The organism is Ectothiorhodospira haloalkaliphila ATCC 51935 (assembly GCF_000633935.1).
Classification (GTDB): Bacteria; Pseudomonadota; Gammaproteobacteria; order Ectothiorhodospirales; family Ectothiorhodospiraceae; genus Ectothiorhodospira; species Ectothiorhodospira haloalkaliphila.
Map to the genome: position 1 here is coordinate 1 of NZ_KK214995.1, position 17,212 is coordinate 17,212.

Genomic DNA, 17,212 nt, shown 5'->3' on the forward strand with positions numbered 1-17,212 from the left:
GCGAGGGTGGCTGGCAATGCGGTTGCCCGGTAAAACACTCGATGGTGTTGTGGGTGATCCGGACCTCGACCTCCTTCTTGATCAGGGCGTAAGGCACCGAGTAGTAGTGCCCCCGATGGCCACGTGGTAGTCGATATGTACCCGGGCCTTCTTCCATTCGGCATAGACATAACGCTCTGCCGGCAGAGGCTGCAGGCCGGCTTGTCCAACTGCTCGAAGTGTTCGCGCCGACAACCGGGCAACTTCCGGAACGGGCGGTTGTTGAGCTTCTCCAGCAGTTCACGGATGCTGGATTTGAGTTGCCCAAGAGAGAAGTGCTGACGGTGGCGCAGTGCCGCCAGTATCCACCGCTCAACGATCAGCACGCCACCCTCCACCCTTGGCCTTGTCCCGGGTTTTCGGGATCGTGCGGGGACAACGGCCACACCGTAATGGGCGGCCATGTCCTGATAGGTCGGGTGGAGATCCGGATCGTAACGATGCGCCTTGGTGACGCCCGATTTCAGGTTGTCCGGCACCACCAGCTCTGGCACACCTCCGAAGAACTCGAAGGCCCGGATGTGGGATCCAATCCAGTCGGGCAGTGTCTGGCTCCAGGTCGGCTCTGCATAGCTGTAATTGGACGCCCCAAGTACTGCCACGAAGATCTGAGCCTCGCGGATCTCCCCGGTATTGCGATCAATGACTGGCACAGTCTGGCCGGCATAGTCCACAAACAGCTTCTCTCCAGCCCGGTGGTCCTGACGCATCACCATGTCCAGCTTGCCCTGCCAGGCCCGATAGTTCTCGCAAAACCAGCTGTACTGATACCCCTCTGGGTGGGCTTCCCGGTACTCCTGCCAGATCAGGAAAAGGGTGACGTGCTTGCCCCTCAACTCCTCTTTGACCCGATGCCAGTCCGGTACGACCCGGGCATGGGCTGGCAGGTCTGGAGGGGGCGGAAATAACAACTGCTCCAGGCGACTTTCGCCCAGGTCCTCTGGCAATGGCCAACTCAAACCCGCCTCGGCAAAACGCCGAAGATACTCCCTCACGGTGGGACGACTGATACCGCAGGCCAATGCAACCTGGCGGTTGCTCAGCCCTCGCTCCCATTTGAGGCGTAGGACTTCTTTGATCTTCCGCATGGATAACCTCTTCGCTGGCATCTGACCTTCCCCGGATGGAAAGGACCAGCCTACCGGTAAGTTATCCCGCGTCTGGACACTTCGATGAGTCGACTCAGCGCCTCTGCCTGGGTGGCAGCCTTGCCGTGGAATCAGTGGCAGCTTTCCCCTGGAATGGGTGGCAGGCTTGCCGTGGAATCAGTGGCAACCTTGCTCCGGAATACGCAGGGTGGCCGAGGTGACGGTGACTTCCTCCAGCACCACGGCGGGTACATCGGCCAAAGCCAGGCCCGGCAGTGTGGAGAGCAGGGCGAGCATGGGTACTGGGCGCATGGGAAAATCTCCTTGCCTCGTGACGTGTAGGGTGATGATCTCTCGATTAAAGATAAGTTATATCATAACTTTATGGAGGTGAGAATATTCGGAAATACTAATCTGCATTCAGCGCTGACGGCGTAAAGCTCTTCCGCATGAGCGGATGGGAGGCGTGCCCCGCCCGAGGGCGGGGTTCAGGCAGAGGCGGGATCTACCAGGCGGTGATGGCCGGCTGCATGGTCCGGAGGAGGCTGGGCCAGTCGTTCCAGGGGTGGGCTGAGGTGGCCTGATCATCGATGCTCATCAGCAGTCTGCCATGACGGTCGTGACACTCGATGGCCAGGGTAAAACCCCGGTAGCCGGGTTTGCGAACGACCCATACGGTTTCCACCGATTGCAGTTCCAGCCGTGCCCGGGCCGGCCCCTGCTCCATCTCCAGGACATTGGCGCGGACGTTGGCCTCGATGTGGTCGCTGGCGTGGCGTTGGGTGACGGCCCCGTTGGATACCGATACGCGCAGCGGTAGGTGTGTCTGTTCGTTGAGCGACTCGGCCAGCAGATGCAGGGCGTTCACGCCGGTACGCAGGGCGAACTCACGGCCCAGGGTTTCCAGCATTTGCGTTCGCGATAATTCGGGCAGGCCTGGTATGCACTCTGCGGGAAAGTCCGTGGGCAGTTGCCACCAGATCCGCAGGGATTCCCGATCCAGCCGGTCCAGTGGGTGGCTTTTGGGGTCTGCATGCCAATGGGGTGGGGTGGGGACATGGGTCTTCTGGCGTCCCTGATGAGGATCCATGAAGGGCTGGATCAGGGTGGGGTCGAGCCCCCGCGGCGATGCCGCCTGGAAGGTGAATATCCGCTCACCGAATTCGTTGAAGAAGCGCATGGATTGGGGGACCGATTGCCCGGAGGTTTCCCCGTCCATCACGAAGCCGCTGCGCCAGTGATCGAGATTGAGCGCCAGGGATTGGCGATAGCCGCGCAGGAACAGTGTATTTTCCCTGGTGCTGGCCTGATCCGCATTCAGCGGCTGATCCAGCTCAACGCCAGGCGCCGATGTGGTGCAGCGAAGCCAGGGATGCTTGCGCAGGTGATGGACAAGATTAAGCCAGTCCTGGCGCAGCCGATGCACCCTTCGGCCGCAGGCCAGCTCGAGTTGCTGGGATTCGGTCAGGCCCATATGGCGGCTGTCCAGGTAGGGGCGGGCCTGGGGCGAATGGAAGGTGGAAAGCCGGGCGTGGCGCTGGGGCAGAAACTCTGCTGCGTGCATGGGAACCTCCGAAGGGTGAATATGCGTATTTAATAATAATCATTTGCATTAAAAAGGCATAGTCCCATCGTGGTGTTTCCGACGAACGGATGCATCGGTTCAAAGGGAAAGGCCGTCCCGGTGATCAGGTGTCCGCGGCCATGGACTGGAGTACCTCAAAGCATTCCAGATGGGGCCCGGTGAGGTAGATATGGGAACGACTGCCGGCCGACCGATGGGCCTCGCGAAACGCATCAGACTGGGTCCAGGCCTCGAAATCCCCCAGGCTGGTCCAGAGGGTGTGGGTGGAATACAAGGTGTGGTCGTCGAATGATGCGCCCCGCAACACCTTGAACTCGATGAACCCGGGAACCCCTTTCAAACGGCTCTCGCGTCCCTCCCAGATCTCTTCGAATTCTGTTTCGTGACCGTGGCGTACCTTGAAGCGGTTCATGGCAATCATCATGGCGGTGTCTCCCGAAAGGATGGCTGGGGATGGCCGGCGTTGGCTTGCCGGCAGTGCTTCTTATCAAGAATAGTACTCATTACGATTCTCGCCAAGGGGTCTGTTTTCTTTTCGGCGACCCGCATCCATTTTTTTCAAGGGGGTATGAGTACAAGAGGCTTTCTGGTGATCGGTTGTCGGGTTGCAAATGAGAATGTAATGCATTAACGTTATTTCCTGTCGGGTCCGATCCGTGGATCCGCCATCCTCCACTCAGCCCGCCGTCGACGTCATCGATCAGCCAGCCAGAGTGCGTCACATCTGCTTCCAATGTGCCGGTCGTCATCCATCGACCGTCAGGAGGTTCTCATGCGTGTACTCTCTTCATCGTCCGCCGAGCCCGCACCGATGGCTCGGACTCAAGCCGACCCGGAGCCTGCTGCCCGAGCCGAGCGCAGGACCCGTCATGACCTGGCCAGTCGCACCGGCCTGTCGGATGCCCGCCTGCTCATGCGAGAACTGGGTGATGGCCTGGTGCGCCTCAGGCCGAACTGGGATGAACTACTCCCGGCCCTGGAATCCCTGGGCACTGTGCGGGCCGTGACCCGTAACGCCCATGTCATCCATCAGAGCGTGGGCAGCCTTGGCCATGCGCACGTCCGCGAAGACATGGGTTGGCTGGTCGGCAGTGGCATGGACCTGCGACTGATGCTCGGCCACTGGCATCACGCCCTGGCCGTGGTTGCGCGGGATAACCCGATGGCGGAACGCGGGGTGTATTTCTTTGATGCCGACGGCAGTCAGGTTCATGGCGTGGAGCTCACTTCCGAATCCAGTCAGGGGGCTTTCGCGGCCCTGGTGACGCGTTTTCGCGGGCCGCGGCTGACGCCGGAATTCCTGTCGTGTGCGCCTGTCGTGCAGTCGCCCGCCCGACGCATTCCCCTGGTGGATATCGTGGATCTCAGGGTTCGCTGGGATGCCATGGGTGAACCGGGTGACTTTTCGGACCTGCTGGCGCATTTCGGCATGACGCGGCTCAACGCCCTGCGGTTGGCGGGTCCGGGCCGAGCCTTCTCCGTGGGGGTGGAGTCCGGATGCACCCTGCTGGAATACATCCGGGATGAGGCCTTGTCGGTGGAAGTGCATGTGGCCAATGTCGGTGCCGTGCAGATCCATCACGGCTATGTGGGGAGTTTCCGCGAGGCCGACGATTGGTGGCGGATCAGGAATCCCCGGTTCAGTCTGGATCTGCGCCGTGCCGGGCTCGCCGAGGTGTGGGTGGTCCGTCGCCCAACGCATCGTGGCCCGGTGCATTCCCTGGAGTGGTATGGTTTCGATGGCAGCCTGTTGATGCAGATCTTTGGCCATCGGTCCACGGGGGGTGTCGAGGATGCACGATGGCGGCATCTGCTGGGCTCTTTGGAAGGCGATCGAACCGACTGAGAACCCGGGGCTTGCGCGAACTGATGAAGCACCCGGCTTGGCGTTCAAGGCACGCCATGTCATGATGACGGAGTACGGATCCTGAGCGATCTACCCGAATCAACCGTACGTCACTCCAGCCAGCCGCCGCCAGCCAAGTGACGCCATCCCGGAGTAATGGGTGCGTGACCTTGATGCCTGAAAGTTCTCCTCTGCGCGCAAGCGCTCCTGAGTGGCCACCGTGCCTGTTGGCAGGTGCGCCATGATTCAGCTTGATGACGTGCGTGCCGTGCTCGACGATGTGCGGATCGCCCATCACGTGCGTGGGCGCGTGCGACTGAAACTTGTCCGCGACCCTCAGCTCCAGAAGTCCCCTTCCGGGGCCTTGATCGAAACACTTCAGGTTCTGTTGGCATCATTGCCCGGGGTGCGCGATGTGCGTATCAACCTGCTGGCCCGTTCCTGCGTGGTGGACTATGACCCGGAGACGATTCCGCCCGAGGCCTGGGCGGATTTTCTGGCCGGTGAGCGCACGCCGTCGGCAGACCGGCTGGAAAAGGTGCTGGAGCAGGCCTGCCGGGAAGTCAGCGATGCCCTGTCCTGACACGACGACAGATCACCGCATCCCGAGGAATCCCCGGGCCTGGGGATTGTCTCACATTAAATAAGGTGTCGCGGAATTGAGGAGGAAAAGCACCATGATACCGTTACTTCCCTTTGCCGCCGGGGTGATTACCGGCGCGGTCGCGGTGCGACTGTTGAAGACGGATCGCACCCGCAAGACGCTCCACCAGGCCGGGGACCGTCTGCGGGATGCCACCGTATCCAGCCTGGAGGGCATCGAGAATACTTCTGCCCGTGCGCGTCGACGGCTCGCGAGAGCCGAGGCCGCCAAGGCGGCCGATGGCGATTCCGTGATCGATGCCGATGCTGAAAAGCCTGACGGGCCCGCCTCTTGAAGCCGGGTGATCGACGCTTGAGGCGCCTGCCGCCGCCCATGCCAGGCCCCTTGCCACCCCCCCGCGACGGTAATCCTTTCGTTCGTGGCCTGGTGGTGGGGGGGTGCCTGGCCGCCTTTCGCGGCGTGGGGCGCCGGGGAGCACCCCGCCCGACGAAACACATCCTTCGCCACGCCCTTCAGGAGGGCACCGCGCTGGCCGCCGGTACGCGGGCAGCCGTGGCGGTGGGCCAACGGGATTATACCGGTGCCCTGACGGCTGCCGCCGCAGGCGCAGCCGGTGTATTGATCATTGAACGCCTCCTGGGCGACTCGCCCGAGGCCAGACGGGAGTCAGTGAATGGGAAAGAAACGCAAGAAAAAGGAAGCAAGACGTCGGCGTGAAGCCATGTACGAGGGCTATGGATGGGGGCCGCGAGATCCGGCCTATCAGGGCTACGGCCCGGGCTATGGGCCCTACGGCGAGGGTCCCTGGGGATATGATGCCTACAACGATCCGCGAGGTGCCCAGGGGCGCTACGGGTATGGTTATGGTGAGGGTGCCCGCGACGGCGAGGGCCTGTTCGATGGCTTGAAGGGCATGCTGCGCGGTCGCCATAGTGAGCAGTTCCTGCTGGGCCTGGCCATCGGCGCCGGCGCCGCCTGGGTGCTCAGCGACGAGGAGACCCGTCGCAAGCTGATGAAGGCCGGCGTTGATCTCTATTCCGGTGTGGCCGGCGGCGTGGAGGAACTCAAGGAACAGATGGCCGATATCAAGGCGGAACTGGACGCCGAACGTCACGGGGATCAGTGATGGACGAAACCTGGTTCAGCGGCGTTGAGCCCGTGCACGCCATCCGCGGACGGGTGCGTTTTCGCTACCGACGACGTCCGTCGATGCCCGCCGAGGGTCGTCGCATCTGCTCGGCGGTGGCCTCCATCGAAGGGGTGGAGTCCGTGCGCGTCAACGAGCGAATCGATTCGCTGGTGATCCGCTTTGAACCGGAGGTGACCGACCTGTCCCGCCTGCGGGAGGGCATTCTGTCGCTGACTGCCCCGCCGCTGTCGCGCAACGCCGGCCGCAGTCGCAATGACGAGGCCAGCCTGCTGGCGGTGGGATTCGGGGGGGTGACCCTGATGCTGACCCGCTGGTTGCCCCCCTGGCTGCAACTTCCCCTGTCGATTGCCATCGCCCTGCCGGTACTGGGGGCGGCGGTGCGCGATCTGTTCCGCCAGGGGATCACCTCTCATGTTCTCGAGGCGCTGGCGGTGATCATCTCCATTGCCCGCCGCGACTACTTTGCCGCCAACACCACCGCCTTCCTGCTGGCACTGGGGGAGTATCTGGAACACTCCATCCAGCGTCGTTCCGACGATCTGCTCAAGCATCTGATGCGCCCGGGCGATACCGAGGTCTGGGTGGAACGGGATGGGGTGGAACTGCTGGTGGATGCGCGGCAGGTACGTACCGGTGATACGGTCATCGCCGCCACCGGCACGGTGATCCCCGTGGATGGCACGGTGCTGGGGGGCGAGGCGCTGGTGAACGAGTCCACCATGACCGGCGAGAGCGTACCCGTGACCCGTCGTCGCGGCGATACGGCGCTGTCGGGCACCCTGGTGCAGGAAGGGCGCATCCGCATCTACGCCGAGCGGGTGGGGCGCCATGCCGCGGCGGCCCGGATTGCCGACTTCGTGGAGCACTCTCTGGAGGCCAAGAGCAACACGCAGCTGGAGGCGGCCAGGCTGGCGGATCGACTGGTCCCCATGGTGCTGGGGCTCTCGGGTGGCACCTGGGTGGTGTCCCAGGATACCGAGCGGGTGGCGGCGGTGCTGCAGGCGGACTACTCCTGTGCGCTCAAGCTGGCCACCCCCGTGGCGTTCAAGTCCGCCATGTACCGGGCGGGTCAGTCGGGCATGCTGGTCAAGGGGGCCACGGCGCTGGAAAAACTCGCCGAGGCCGACACCTTCGTGTTCGACAAGACCGGCACCCTCAGCAGCGGTCAGCTGCAGGTCACCGATTCCATCGCCTTCGACAGTCAGTACACCTCCGAGGACCTGATCAACATGGCCGCCTCGGTGGAGGAGCATTATTTTCATCCCATGGCCATGGCGGTGGTGGAGGCGGCGGAGCGGTTGCCGCATCAGCAACACTTCAATCATAAGGAAGTGGAGTTCATTGTGGCTCATGGGGTGGCCAGCAGCATCGAGGGCCGGCGCATCGTGGTGGGCTCCCGACATTTCCTGGAGGAACACGAAGGGATCGACATGGAACCCTTCTCGGCCGTGATCGAGCGCCTGCGGAACGATGGCAAGACGCTGCTCTACATCGGCTATGGTGGTGAGTTGCTGGGGGTGCTGGCGCTCAAGGACACGCTACGCTCCAATGCCGCGGCCACCGTGCAGCGGTTGCGACAGCTGGGCGTGGGCCGGGTGATCATGCTCACGGGGGATCAGCCGGAACGGGCCCGCCTCATGGCGGAACACCTGGGGCTGGATGACTACCGGGCGGGGCTCATGCCCGAGGATAAGGCACTGGCCCTGAAGAACCTGGCGGGAGAGGGTGCCCGCATTGCCTTCGTGGGAGATGGCATCAACGATGCCCCGGCCCTGTCGGGGGCCCATGTGGGCATGGCCATGCATCATGGGGCGGATGTGGCGCGTCTGGCGGCGGACATCACGCTGCTGGAGGATGATATCGCCCGGGTGGCCGATGCCAAGGCCCTGGCCCTGGCCACGCGTGGGCTGGTGGACAGTAATTTCAAGCTCACCGTGGGGTTGAATACGGGCATTCTCTCCGCCGCCGCCTTCGGGTTGCTGAATCCGGTGGCGGCCTCGGCGCTGCACAATGGCAGCACCATCGGCATTCTTTTGCGTGCCCTGGCCGGCGCCGGCTTGTCACGGGGGCAGGCTGCCCGGGCAGCCTGAGCCTGCCAGGCATCGTCATGCAGTCCCTTTTTGTGTTTTATTTGATTGAATGATTATCACTAAAAAGGAGAAAATCCATGTCATTGAGATGTCGTTGGCCCGTGATCATTGCGCTGCCATTCATGCTGGCGGGCTGCTGGGGCCCGGAAACGGGGGAGCAGGCACCGGTTTATGAAGATGGCACCTACCGGGGTGGTTTCTTCGACCGTGACCAGATACAGGTGGGGGTGCAACTCACCCTGGAAAACAACCGTGTGACCGCCGCCGGCTTCCGCCAACTGGCCTATGGGGGGACGGATTATCGACTGGCCGAGGAGGGTTTGCCCCTGGGGATTGCCGACCAGTACCGTGAACTGCTGGATCACATGCTGGGCAAGGACATCAACGAGGTCATCCCGGAGCTGTACTCACCCGGGGAGGTGGTGACGGAAAACGCGGAAGTGGACGGTTTCACCTCGGCCACCATCCGTTCGTCCAAGGTGATTTCAGCCATACGGGATGCCCTGAACCGCGGCGTGTACAGCTACTGAGGAGGGGGGGTGGTGGCCCGGCCCCCGGGTTCGGCATCACCCGTCCGCTCCCTTGAGCGCTCATCATTCTTCCCAGCGTGAGCCCGTTTCCTCGGGCGTGGGCGAGGGCGCGGCCTCAAAGGGTGTGAGGCGCAGGAAGGCGTCCAGATGTCTCCCCGCCAGTTCCTCGTGGCCGTGGCGGCCAAGCACCCGGTAGTGATAATAGTGCCGACCCGCATGCACATAACCCTGTTCGCGCTGTTGCAGCCGGGACAGGTAGGGATCCCGGTGAGGGGGCACCTGCCGGGAGAGGGCTTCGTACAGGGAGCCCAGCTCCGCACCGATCACCCAGCGAGCCTCCCCCGTATGCACACGCCGCTGGGAACGGGGCGCACCGTATTCCACCACCGGCCGGTTACGGGTGTTGACCGGATAATCGTCGAACACCTCACTCAGCCCCACATTGCCGGCATAAAAGCGCAACGACACGGCTTGCAATAACGGCGCCGGCAGGTCCGGATTGCCGGCCAGTGCCCGGCCATGCCGGACCAGGACATCCGGGTCCAGTGTGACATCCGCTTCGGTGCCCACCAGGGCCAGGATGGAACCCGTGGGGAACATGTCACCGCGCCAGGCCACCACCTGGGGGAAGACTTCCTGCATGGTGCGCCCGATACTGCCCAGCTCCCGTTCGGTGAGCTGATAAAGGGGCAACCATTGGACAAACAGGCCACCGTCCGCCAGGCGCTCACGGGCCACCTGGTAGTGCTCACGGGTGTAAAGATTGCCCGTTCCCGCCTTCCAGGGAGTGAACAGGTCACTGATGATCAAATCGTAACGGTGGCTGGCGTGACGCAGGCAATGGTGCCCATCCTGGGCACGTACCGTGACGCGCTCGTCCTGGAAAAGTCCGTTGTTCCAGGGAGCAAAGTGGATGCTGGCCAGTTCCACCACCTCCGGCAGGATCTCGCACACATCCACCCGTTCCACCGGGAACATCAGGCTGGTGCCTGCCGTGATGCCCGTGCCCATGCCCAGGTAAAAGACATGGCGGGGGTCCGGGTGGGTCATCATGGGGATCAGGGTGCGGTTGCGTTCCGACTCCAGCGACGTGGTGCCCCCCAGGGTGTAGTAGTTGTTCACGCGCAGCACACGGTGATCACCCCATTGCACCACGGTGGCCGTGGCATGGCTGCCTTCGCGCACATCCAGAAGGGACTCACCGGCCGTCGGGTCCAGGCGGGACACGCTCAGCCCCTGGGGATGCCAGACCAGCAAGGCCAGGCAGACAGCCGCCAGCGGGGTGGCCCCGGCGAGGCGCCAGGGAGCGGGGGCCGAGGAGCGCCAGATGAGCCAGACGACCAGCGCCGGGTAGACGGCGGCGAACACCAACAAGCTGCCGGTCACGCCGACCCAGGGCAGCAGGACAAAGCCCGCCGCCAGTGAACCGACGATGGCCCCGGAGGTGTTGGCCGCCACCAGTTGCCCGATGATCCGGCCCGGTTCCGGTCGGGATGCCTCCACGGCCCGCAACAGATAGGGCAGGACTGCGCCCAGCAGGATGCCCGGCAGCACCATCACCGCGATCGCCGTGGCCGACACGGCGGCCAGGTATTCCCGCCAGCCGGCCCCGGCCCCCACGTAGTTGAGTCCGTCGGTGGCGGCATGAAAGGCCCAGGGCGAGGCCGCAATCACGACGGCCGACAGGAGCAACAGTACGCCAAGCACACCATGAGGGGGCAGACGCTGGATGCGGGCCAGGGCGTTGGCCATCAGTGACCCCAGGGACAGGGCGACCAGGAAAGACACCAGCACGATGGCATAGGTGTAAACGGAATTCTGCAGCACTTGGGCAAAGAGTCTTGTCCAGAGCACCTCCACGCCCAGGGTGGCCAGGCCCGAGGCGAAGGCGATCACCCCCACCATGCGCGGCGGCAATGACGGCCAGCGGGCAACCGAGGCGGCGGCTGAGGCTGGCGAAGGGGATGGCGTGGAAGAAGGGGCGCTCTCGCCCGCGCGCGCCAGGATACGGCGCGCCAGAACGATGGCGATGATGCCAACGGTCAGGTCGATGCCAATGGCCAGCAGATAGGCTCCGTGAAAACCCAGCAGCATGGGCAGGGCAAAGCCGGCCGCCAGTGCCCCCACGGCGGAACCGAAGGTGTTGAGGGCATACAGGGCCGTGCCGGTGGTGGACAGTCGTCCCACCACGCGGACCATGAACTGCCCCATCATGGGCAGGGTGCCCCCCATCAGGAAGGCCGGCGGGAACAGGATCACCGCAGCCAGACCCGCCTTGAGGGCCTGGTCGGCCACCGGATGGTCTCCGGCCAGGGCATAGAGCGCCGGGTACAGGCTGTGGTACAGGTCAGTGAGGAAGAAATGGCCCAGGGCGGTCAGGGCGACGGCCACCTCCAGGGCACCGAAGGCGGCCAGGGCCGATCTCACCCGAGGCGCCATGCGTCCCCAGAACCAGCCGCCCACGGCCAGTCCGGCAAAGAACACCGCAATGGCCAGCGCCGCCGCCTGGGCCGTGCTGCCAAACAGCAGGCCCAGTTCCCGAACCCACAGCACCTGATAGACCAGCGCGGCAAAGCCCGACAGAAAGAACAGGGCGGCGATGGCCCAGCGAAGCGGTGTCGACACCATGGGGAATTCCGAGTCAGTGAATGATAATCAACCCGTTATGGTATTGGATAACCTGCTCGAGGGACAGGCCTCATTGGTTCACATCCGCCACCCGGGTACACTGCAGATGACCGCTCGACCTTGCGTGAGCCCCAGCCGAAAGCGGTGCGGGCGTCTTGCCGGGTCCTGTCTTTCGGATCGAATCAGGGGCATCGGATGAGCCACGCCAAACCCAACCTGCCCACGAAGACCTGTGTGGTCTGCGGCCGCCCGTTTGCCTGGCGGCGCAAGTGGGCCCGCGTCTGGGATGAGGTACGCTACTGTTCCGAGCGCTGTCGTCGGCAACGGGGATCGGTCGGTGCGGCCAGGGGGCCGCCATGACCACCTTGCGTCTGGTACTCGGCGATCAGCTCAACGCATCGCACCCCTGGTTTCGCCAGCCGGATGACGGTTGCGTTGTGGTGATGATGGAGATCCGCAGCGAGACCGACTACGTGATCCATCACGCGCAGAAGGTGCTGGCCATCTTTGCGGCCATGCGCCGCTTCGCCGAGGCCCTGCGGGCTGCCGGCCACCGTGTTCACTACCTGCGTATTGGCGACTCCGAGAATCGGCAAGGCTTCGCAGCCAATCTCCAGTGGCTGGCTGCACATTACCAGGCGACCCGGTTCGAGCGCATGGAGGCCGATGAATGGCGCGTGGAACGGCTGCTTGATGAGGCCTCAGCCCGGCTCGGCCTGCCCAGCACGGTGGTGGATGCGGCGCATTTTCTTTGCGAGCGGGGTGAACTGGCCCAGGCCTTCAGCAGCGAGCGGGTGCCACGCCTGGAGTATTTCTATCGTGACATGCGCCGCCGCCATGGCCTGTTGCTGGATGACCACCAGAAGCCGGTGGGTGGGCGCTGGAACTTCGATGCCGACAACCGTGCCCGCTGGCCGGGGGAGCCACCCACCCCCGACTGGCCATGGGCGCCCACGGATGTCTCGGCACTTTGGCAGGAGATCGTCGCCGCCGGAGTGCGCACCCTGGGGGAGCCTGGTGCCGATGCGCTGGCCTGGCCGTTGACCCGATCTCAGGCGCGTGCAGGGCTGCAGGCGTTCATCAAACAGGCCTTGCCGCATTTTGGTCGTTTTCAGGATGCCATGAGCACCCGGGAGCCGTTGCTGTTCCATTCGGGGCTTTCGTTCGCTCTCAATACCAAGATGCTGCATCCACGGGAGGTGATCGATGCGGCGCTGGAGGCCTTTGAGGCAGGCGCCGTGGATATCGCCGCCTGTGAGGGATTTGTGCGCCAGATTCTCGGCTGGCGCGAATATGTGCGGGGCGTCTACTGGAGCCGCATGCCGGATTACGCGCAGACCAACGCCCTGCAGGCCCGCCGGCCCTTGCCCCGCTGGTACTGGACGGGTGAGACGCACATGGCCTGTCTGCGCCACGCCATAGGCCAGTCCCTGCGCCTGGCCTACGCACATCATATTCAGCGGTTGATGATCACCGGCAATTTCGCCCTGCTGGCGGGGTGCGATCCGGACGCGGTGGACGCCTGGTATCTGGGGATCTACATCGATGCCTTTGAATGGGTGGAGATGCCCAACACCCGTGGCATGAGCCAGTATGCCGACGGTGGGCTGGTGGCGAGCAAGCCTTACGCTGCCTCGGCCAGCTACATCAAGCGCCAATCGGACTATTGCAAGGGCTGCCGGTATGCCGCCACCCGCCGGCACGGGGATGATGCCTGCCCGTTCAATGCGCTCTACTGGGATTTCATGCTTCGCCACGAGGCGGATTTTGCCAGCAACCCGCGCATGGCCATGCCGTACCGCGCCTGGAAGCGCATGGATGAGCCGGAGCGCACGGCCACCCTGGAACACGCTCATCGCCTGCTTGAGCGGCTCGATACCCTGTGATCATCTGCAGGGCCAATGCGCCATGTCCTCGGTCGCAGCCGAAGGAGTAGTACAATTCCGGTCGTTCGACACAAGGGGAGCCAATGATGCAGCATCGGCAGGAACAGCGTTGGCAGTTCTGGATCGATCGGGGCGGCACGTTCACCGATGTGATCGGTCGTCGGCCGGACGGCAGCATGGTCATGCACAAGCTGCTGTCCGAGCACCCGGAGCGCTACCGGGATGCGGCCCTGCAGGGTATTCGCGATCTGCTGGGCCTGGAGCCGGAGGACGCCATTCCGCCGGAGCGGCTGGAGTCGGTGAAGATGGGCACCACCGTGGCCACCAACGCCTTGCTGGAGCGCAAGGGGGAGCCCACGGTGTTCGTCACCACCCGGGGCTTTGCCGATGTCCTGCGCATTGGCTACCAGAACCGGCCGGACATCTTCGCCCTGGATATCCGGCTGCCCGAGCAGCTCTACCGGCGGGTGGTGGAAGTGGATGAGCGCATCGCCGCCGACGGCACGGTGCTGGCCGCACCGGATCCGCAACAGGTGCGCACCGCCCTGAATGAGGCGCGGGTCGCCGGTTGTACCGCCTGCGCCATCGCTTTCATGCACGGGTATCGCTACACCGCCCATGAGGAACAGGTGGCTGCCCTGGCCCGCGAAGCGGGTTTAGAGCAGATCAGCGTCTCGCATCAGGTGAGTCCGCTCATGCGCCTGGTGGGCCGGGGGGATACCACGGTGGTGGACGCGTATCTCTCGCCCATCCTCAAGCGCTATGCCGAGCAGGTGGCCGCGGAGCTGGGCGGCACCCGCCTGATGTTCATGAAGAGCGACGGCGGGCTCACCGATGCCCGCTGGTTCGAAGGCAAGGACGCGATCCTCTCGGGGCCGGCCGGCGGGATTGTCGGTTGCGTGCGCACCGCCATGATGGCGGGTTTCGAGCAGATCATCGGCTTCGACATGGGTGGCACGTCCACCGACGTCGCCCATTATAACGGCGAGTTCGAGCGCAGCTTCGAGACAGTGATCGGCGGCGTGCGCATGCGCGTGCCCATGATGCGCATCCACACCGTGGCTGCCGGCGGCGGCTCCTGCCTTGGGTTCGATGGCAGCCGCTACCGGGTCGGCCCGGAGTCCGCAGGGGCGGACCCGGGGCCGGCCTGTTATCGCCGTGGCGGCCCGCTCACCGTGACCGACTGCAACGTCATGCTGGGCCGGCTGCAGCCGGCGTTCTTCCCGCGCGTGTTCGGCCCCGACGGTGACGAACCCCTGGATGCCGACGTGACCCGCGAGGCCTTCCGGGAACTTGCCGAACGCATCCACCGGGAGACCGGCGATGCGCGCAGTCCGGAAGAGGTGGCCGAAGGCTACCTGCGCATCGCCGTGGAGAACATGGCCAATGCCATCAAGCAGATCTCCGTGCAGCGGGGGCATGACATCACGGGCTACACCCTGAACTGTTTCGGCGGTGCCGGCGGCCAGCATGCCTGCCGGGTGGCCGAGGCCCTGGGCATGGCCCGGGTTCTGGTGCATCCCTTCGCCGGGGTGCTGTCCGCCTACGGCATGGGCCTGGCGGATCTCACCACCCTGCGGGAACTGGCCGTGGATGCGCCGCTGCAGGCCGACACCCTCAAGCGACTGGCGCCGCGTCTGGAATGGGCCGAGGGCGAGGGCCGGGAGGAACTCCTGGCCCAGGGCGCCCCTGCGGATGGTCTGCGTGCGGTGCACAAGCTGCAGCTACGCTACGAGGGCACCGACACCGCACTGCTGGTGGATCACGGTGATGCCAAGCAGGTGCGGGCAGATTTCGAGACCCTGCATCGCACCCGCTTCGGGTTCACCATGCCGGACAAGCGGGTGATGATCGCCGCCGCGGTGGTCGAGGTGATCAGCAGTGATGGCGCCCTCGGCAGGGAGCCAGAGCGACCCCCGCGTGGGGCAGGTGAAGGTCCGGATGCCCTGGGGCAGGTGGAGGCCTGGATGGAGGGCGCCTGGCGCAGCGTGCCCGTCCATGACCGCGAGACCCTGGCCCCCGGGGACCGCATCGACGGCCCGGCCATCATCCGCGATCCGGTGTCCACCATCGTGGTGGAGCCGGGCTGGTCACTGGGGGTCAACCCCTACGGCCACCTGCTGCTGGACCGGCAGGCCGCCACCGCGACCGCCCGTGTGGGCACCGAGGCGGATCCGGTGATGCTGGAGGTGTTCAACAACCTGTTCATGAGTGTCGCCGAGCAGATGGGCGTGACGCTGCAGAACACCGCCCAGTCCGCCAACATCAAGGAGCGGCTGGATTTCTCCTGCGCCGTGTTCGACTCCGATGGCGGTCTGGTGGCCAATGCGCCCCATGTGCCGGTGCATCTGGGCTCCATGGGCGAGAGCGTGCGCGCCATCATCCACGCCCGCCGGGGCACGATGCGGCCCGGCGACGTGTTCATGCTCAACAATCCGTACCAGGGCGGTACCCATCTACCGGACATCACCGTGGTGACGCCGGTGTTCGATGATGCCGGTGACGAGATCATCTTCCATGTGGCCAGCCGCGCCCACCATGCGGATGTGGGCGGTCTCACCCCGGGCTCAATGCCGCCCCACAGCCGCCATATCGACGAAGAGGGCGTGCTCATCACCAATGTGCAGGTGCTCGATGCCGGCGAGTGGCGGGAGCAGGCCCTGCGGGATCTCTTCGGCAACGGCCGCTATCCCGCCCGCAACATCGAGCAGAACCTGAGCGATCTGCGTGCCCAGATTGCCGCCAACAATCGCGGCGTCAACGAACTGCGCGGGCTGGTCAGTCAGTACGGTCTGGATGGTGTGCACGCCTACATGGCCCATGTCCAGGCCAATGCCGCCGAGCAGGTGCGTCGGGTGCTGGACGTGCTCGGCGATGGCGCCTGGGAAAAGCGCCTGGACAACGGTGCCGTGGTGCGGGTGGCCATCCGCGTGGACCGCGAGGCACGCTCGGCCGTGGTGGACTTCACCGGCTCCAGCCCCCAGCAGGACAGCAACTTCAACGCCCCCCGGGCGGTGACCCGGGCGGCGGTGTTGTATGTGCTGCGCACCCTGGTGCAGGACAGCATCCCGCTGAATGACGGCTGTCTGGAACCCATCGAGCTGGTGATTCCGGAGGGCTCCATGCTGAGTCCGCGCCATCCCGCCGCGGTGGTGGCCGGCAATGTGGAAGTGAGCCAGGTGGTCACCGATACGTTATATGCGGCCCTGGGGGTGATGGCCAACAGCCAGGGCACCATGAACAATGTCACCTTCGGCAACGATACCCACCAACACTACGAGACCCTGTGCGGCGGTGCCGGCGCCGGTAATGCCTTCCATGGCGCCAGTGCCGTGCATGTGCACATGACCAACAGCCGCCTCACCGATCCGGAAGTGCTGGAGACACGCTTCCCGGTGCGGCTGGAGGGTTTCGCCGTGCGCCATGGGTCGGGCGGCGATGGGCAGTGGCGGGGCGGCGATGGCGTGGAGCGCCGTCTGCGCTTTCTGGAGCCCATGACAGTGGCGGTGCTGGCCAACAGCCGCGTGCAGGCCCCGGCGGGCATTGCCGGCGGCGGCGACGGAGCCCTGGGCGAGCAGTTCGTCCTGCGTGCCAGCGGCAGCCGCGAGGACCTGGGCGGCACGGACCTGGCCGCCATGGACACCGACGACGTGTTCGTGATCCGCACCCCCGGCGGCGGTGGATACGACGCCAGGTAGAAGCGATGCAAGGCGCGTTGCATGGTCCCGGTGGGCTGGCTGCCAGCGCCCACGGCCCCCCAGCCCTG

General features: G+C 64.7%; 13 protein-coding genes and 1 pseudogene. 9 read left to right on the forward strand and 5 right to left on the reverse strand.

The features are described from left to right. From istA to hmuQ, 4 genes and pseudogenes are all read right to left on the reverse strand, one after another. Positions 1-1,148: pseudogene (istA, locus tag ECTHA_RS16300) on the reverse strand (IS21 family transposase); the annotation flags it as partial. Positions 1,149-1,304: 156 nt separating this feature from the next. After that, complete coding sequence (locus ECTHA_RS20470) at positions 1,305-1,439, reverse strand: hypothetical protein (protein WP_275259687.1); 135 nt, start codon at positions 1,437-1,439, stop codon at positions 1,305-1,307. Between the two features lie 193 nt (positions 1,440-1,632). Continuing rightward, entirely contained in the window at positions 1,633-2,691 is a 1,059-nt protein-coding gene (locus tag ECTHA_RS0100015; RefSeq protein ID WP_025282395.1) for a ChuX/HutX family heme-like substrate-binding protein, read from the reverse strand. A 124-nt stretch (positions 2,692-2,815) separates the two neighbouring features. Then, positions 2,816-3,136, reverse strand: coding sequence for a heme-degrading protein HmuQ (gene hmuQ, locus ECTHA_RS0100020; protein ID WP_025282396.1), 321 nt, complete (start codon positions 3,134-3,136; stop codon positions 2,816-2,818). Positions 3,137-3,484: 348 nt separating this feature from the next. Between hmuQ and ECTHA_RS16305 the strand changes: the two genes are divergently transcribed. From ECTHA_RS16305 to ECTHA_RS16320, 6 genes are all read left to right on the forward strand, one after another. Continuing rightward, complete coding sequence (locus tag ECTHA_RS16305; protein WP_158407567.1) at positions 3,485-4,558, forward strand: ChuX/HutX family heme-like substrate-binding protein; 1,074 nt, start codon at positions 3,485-3,487, stop codon at positions 4,556-4,558. Between the two features lie 241 nt (positions 4,559-4,799). Then, positions 4,800-5,141 (forward strand): heavy-metal-associated domain-containing protein, encoded by a 342-nt coding sequence (locus ECTHA_RS0100030; RefSeq protein ID WP_025282398.1) that lies wholly within the window; start codon positions 4,800-4,802, stop codon positions 5,139-5,141. Positions 5,142-5,235: 94 nt separating this feature from the next. Further along, the gene (locus ECTHA_RS16310) at positions 5,236-5,496 is read left to right on the forward strand and encodes a hypothetical protein (protein WP_025282399.1); all 261 of its coding nucleotides are present in this window, start codon (positions 5,236-5,238) and stop codon (positions 5,494-5,496) included. Between the two features lie 339 nt (positions 5,497-5,835). Beyond that, positions 5,836-6,288 (forward strand): YtxH domain-containing protein, encoded by a 453-nt coding sequence (locus tag ECTHA_RS16315; RefSeq protein ID WP_026623394.1) that lies wholly within the window; start codon positions 5,836-5,838, stop codon positions 6,286-6,288. Further along, positions 6,288-8,402, forward strand: a complete 2,115-nt coding sequence (locus ECTHA_RS0100050) for a heavy metal translocating P-type ATPase (protein ID WP_035368877.1) — start codon at positions 6,288-6,290, stop codon at positions 8,400-8,402. Before ECTHA_RS16315 ends, ECTHA_RS0100050 begins: the two co-directional genes overlap by 1 nt. A 77-nt stretch (positions 8,403-8,479) precedes the next feature. Then, entirely contained in the window at positions 8,480-8,932 is a 453-nt protein-coding gene (locus ECTHA_RS16320) for an FMN-binding protein (protein WP_128571941.1), read from the forward strand. 63 nt (positions 8,933-8,995) lie between these two features. Here the strand turns inward: ECTHA_RS16320 and ECTHA_RS0100060 are convergent, their stop codons facing one another. Continuing rightward, the gene (locus tag ECTHA_RS0100060) at positions 8,996-11,560 is read right to left on the reverse strand and encodes a fused MFS/spermidine synthase (protein WP_025282403.1); all 2,565 of its coding nucleotides are present in this window, start codon (positions 11,558-11,560) and stop codon (positions 8,996-8,998) included. Positions 11,561-11,755: 195 nt separating this feature from the next. Between ECTHA_RS0100060 and ECTHA_RS19160 the strand changes: the two genes are divergently transcribed. From ECTHA_RS19160 to ECTHA_RS0100070, 3 genes are all read left to right on the forward strand, one after another. Continuing rightward, positions 11,756-11,920, forward strand: coding sequence for a DUF2256 domain-containing protein (locus ECTHA_RS19160; RefSeq protein WP_084306556.1), 165 nt, complete (start codon positions 11,756-11,758; stop codon positions 11,918-11,920). Then, the gene (locus tag ECTHA_RS0100065; RefSeq protein ID WP_025282404.1) at positions 11,917-13,446 is read left to right on the forward strand and encodes a cryptochrome/photolyase family protein; all 1,530 of its coding nucleotides are present in this window, start codon (positions 11,917-11,919) and stop codon (positions 13,444-13,446) included. The genes ECTHA_RS19160 and ECTHA_RS0100065 overlap by 4 nt, the downstream gene beginning before the upstream one ends. A gap of 83 nt (positions 13,447-13,529) precedes the next feature. Next, positions 13,530-17,144, forward strand: coding sequence for a hydantoinase B/oxoprolinase family protein (locus tag ECTHA_RS0100070; RefSeq protein WP_203225275.1), 3,615 nt, complete (start codon positions 13,530-13,532; stop codon positions 17,142-17,144). Positions 17,145-17,212: the final 68 nt, after the last annotated feature.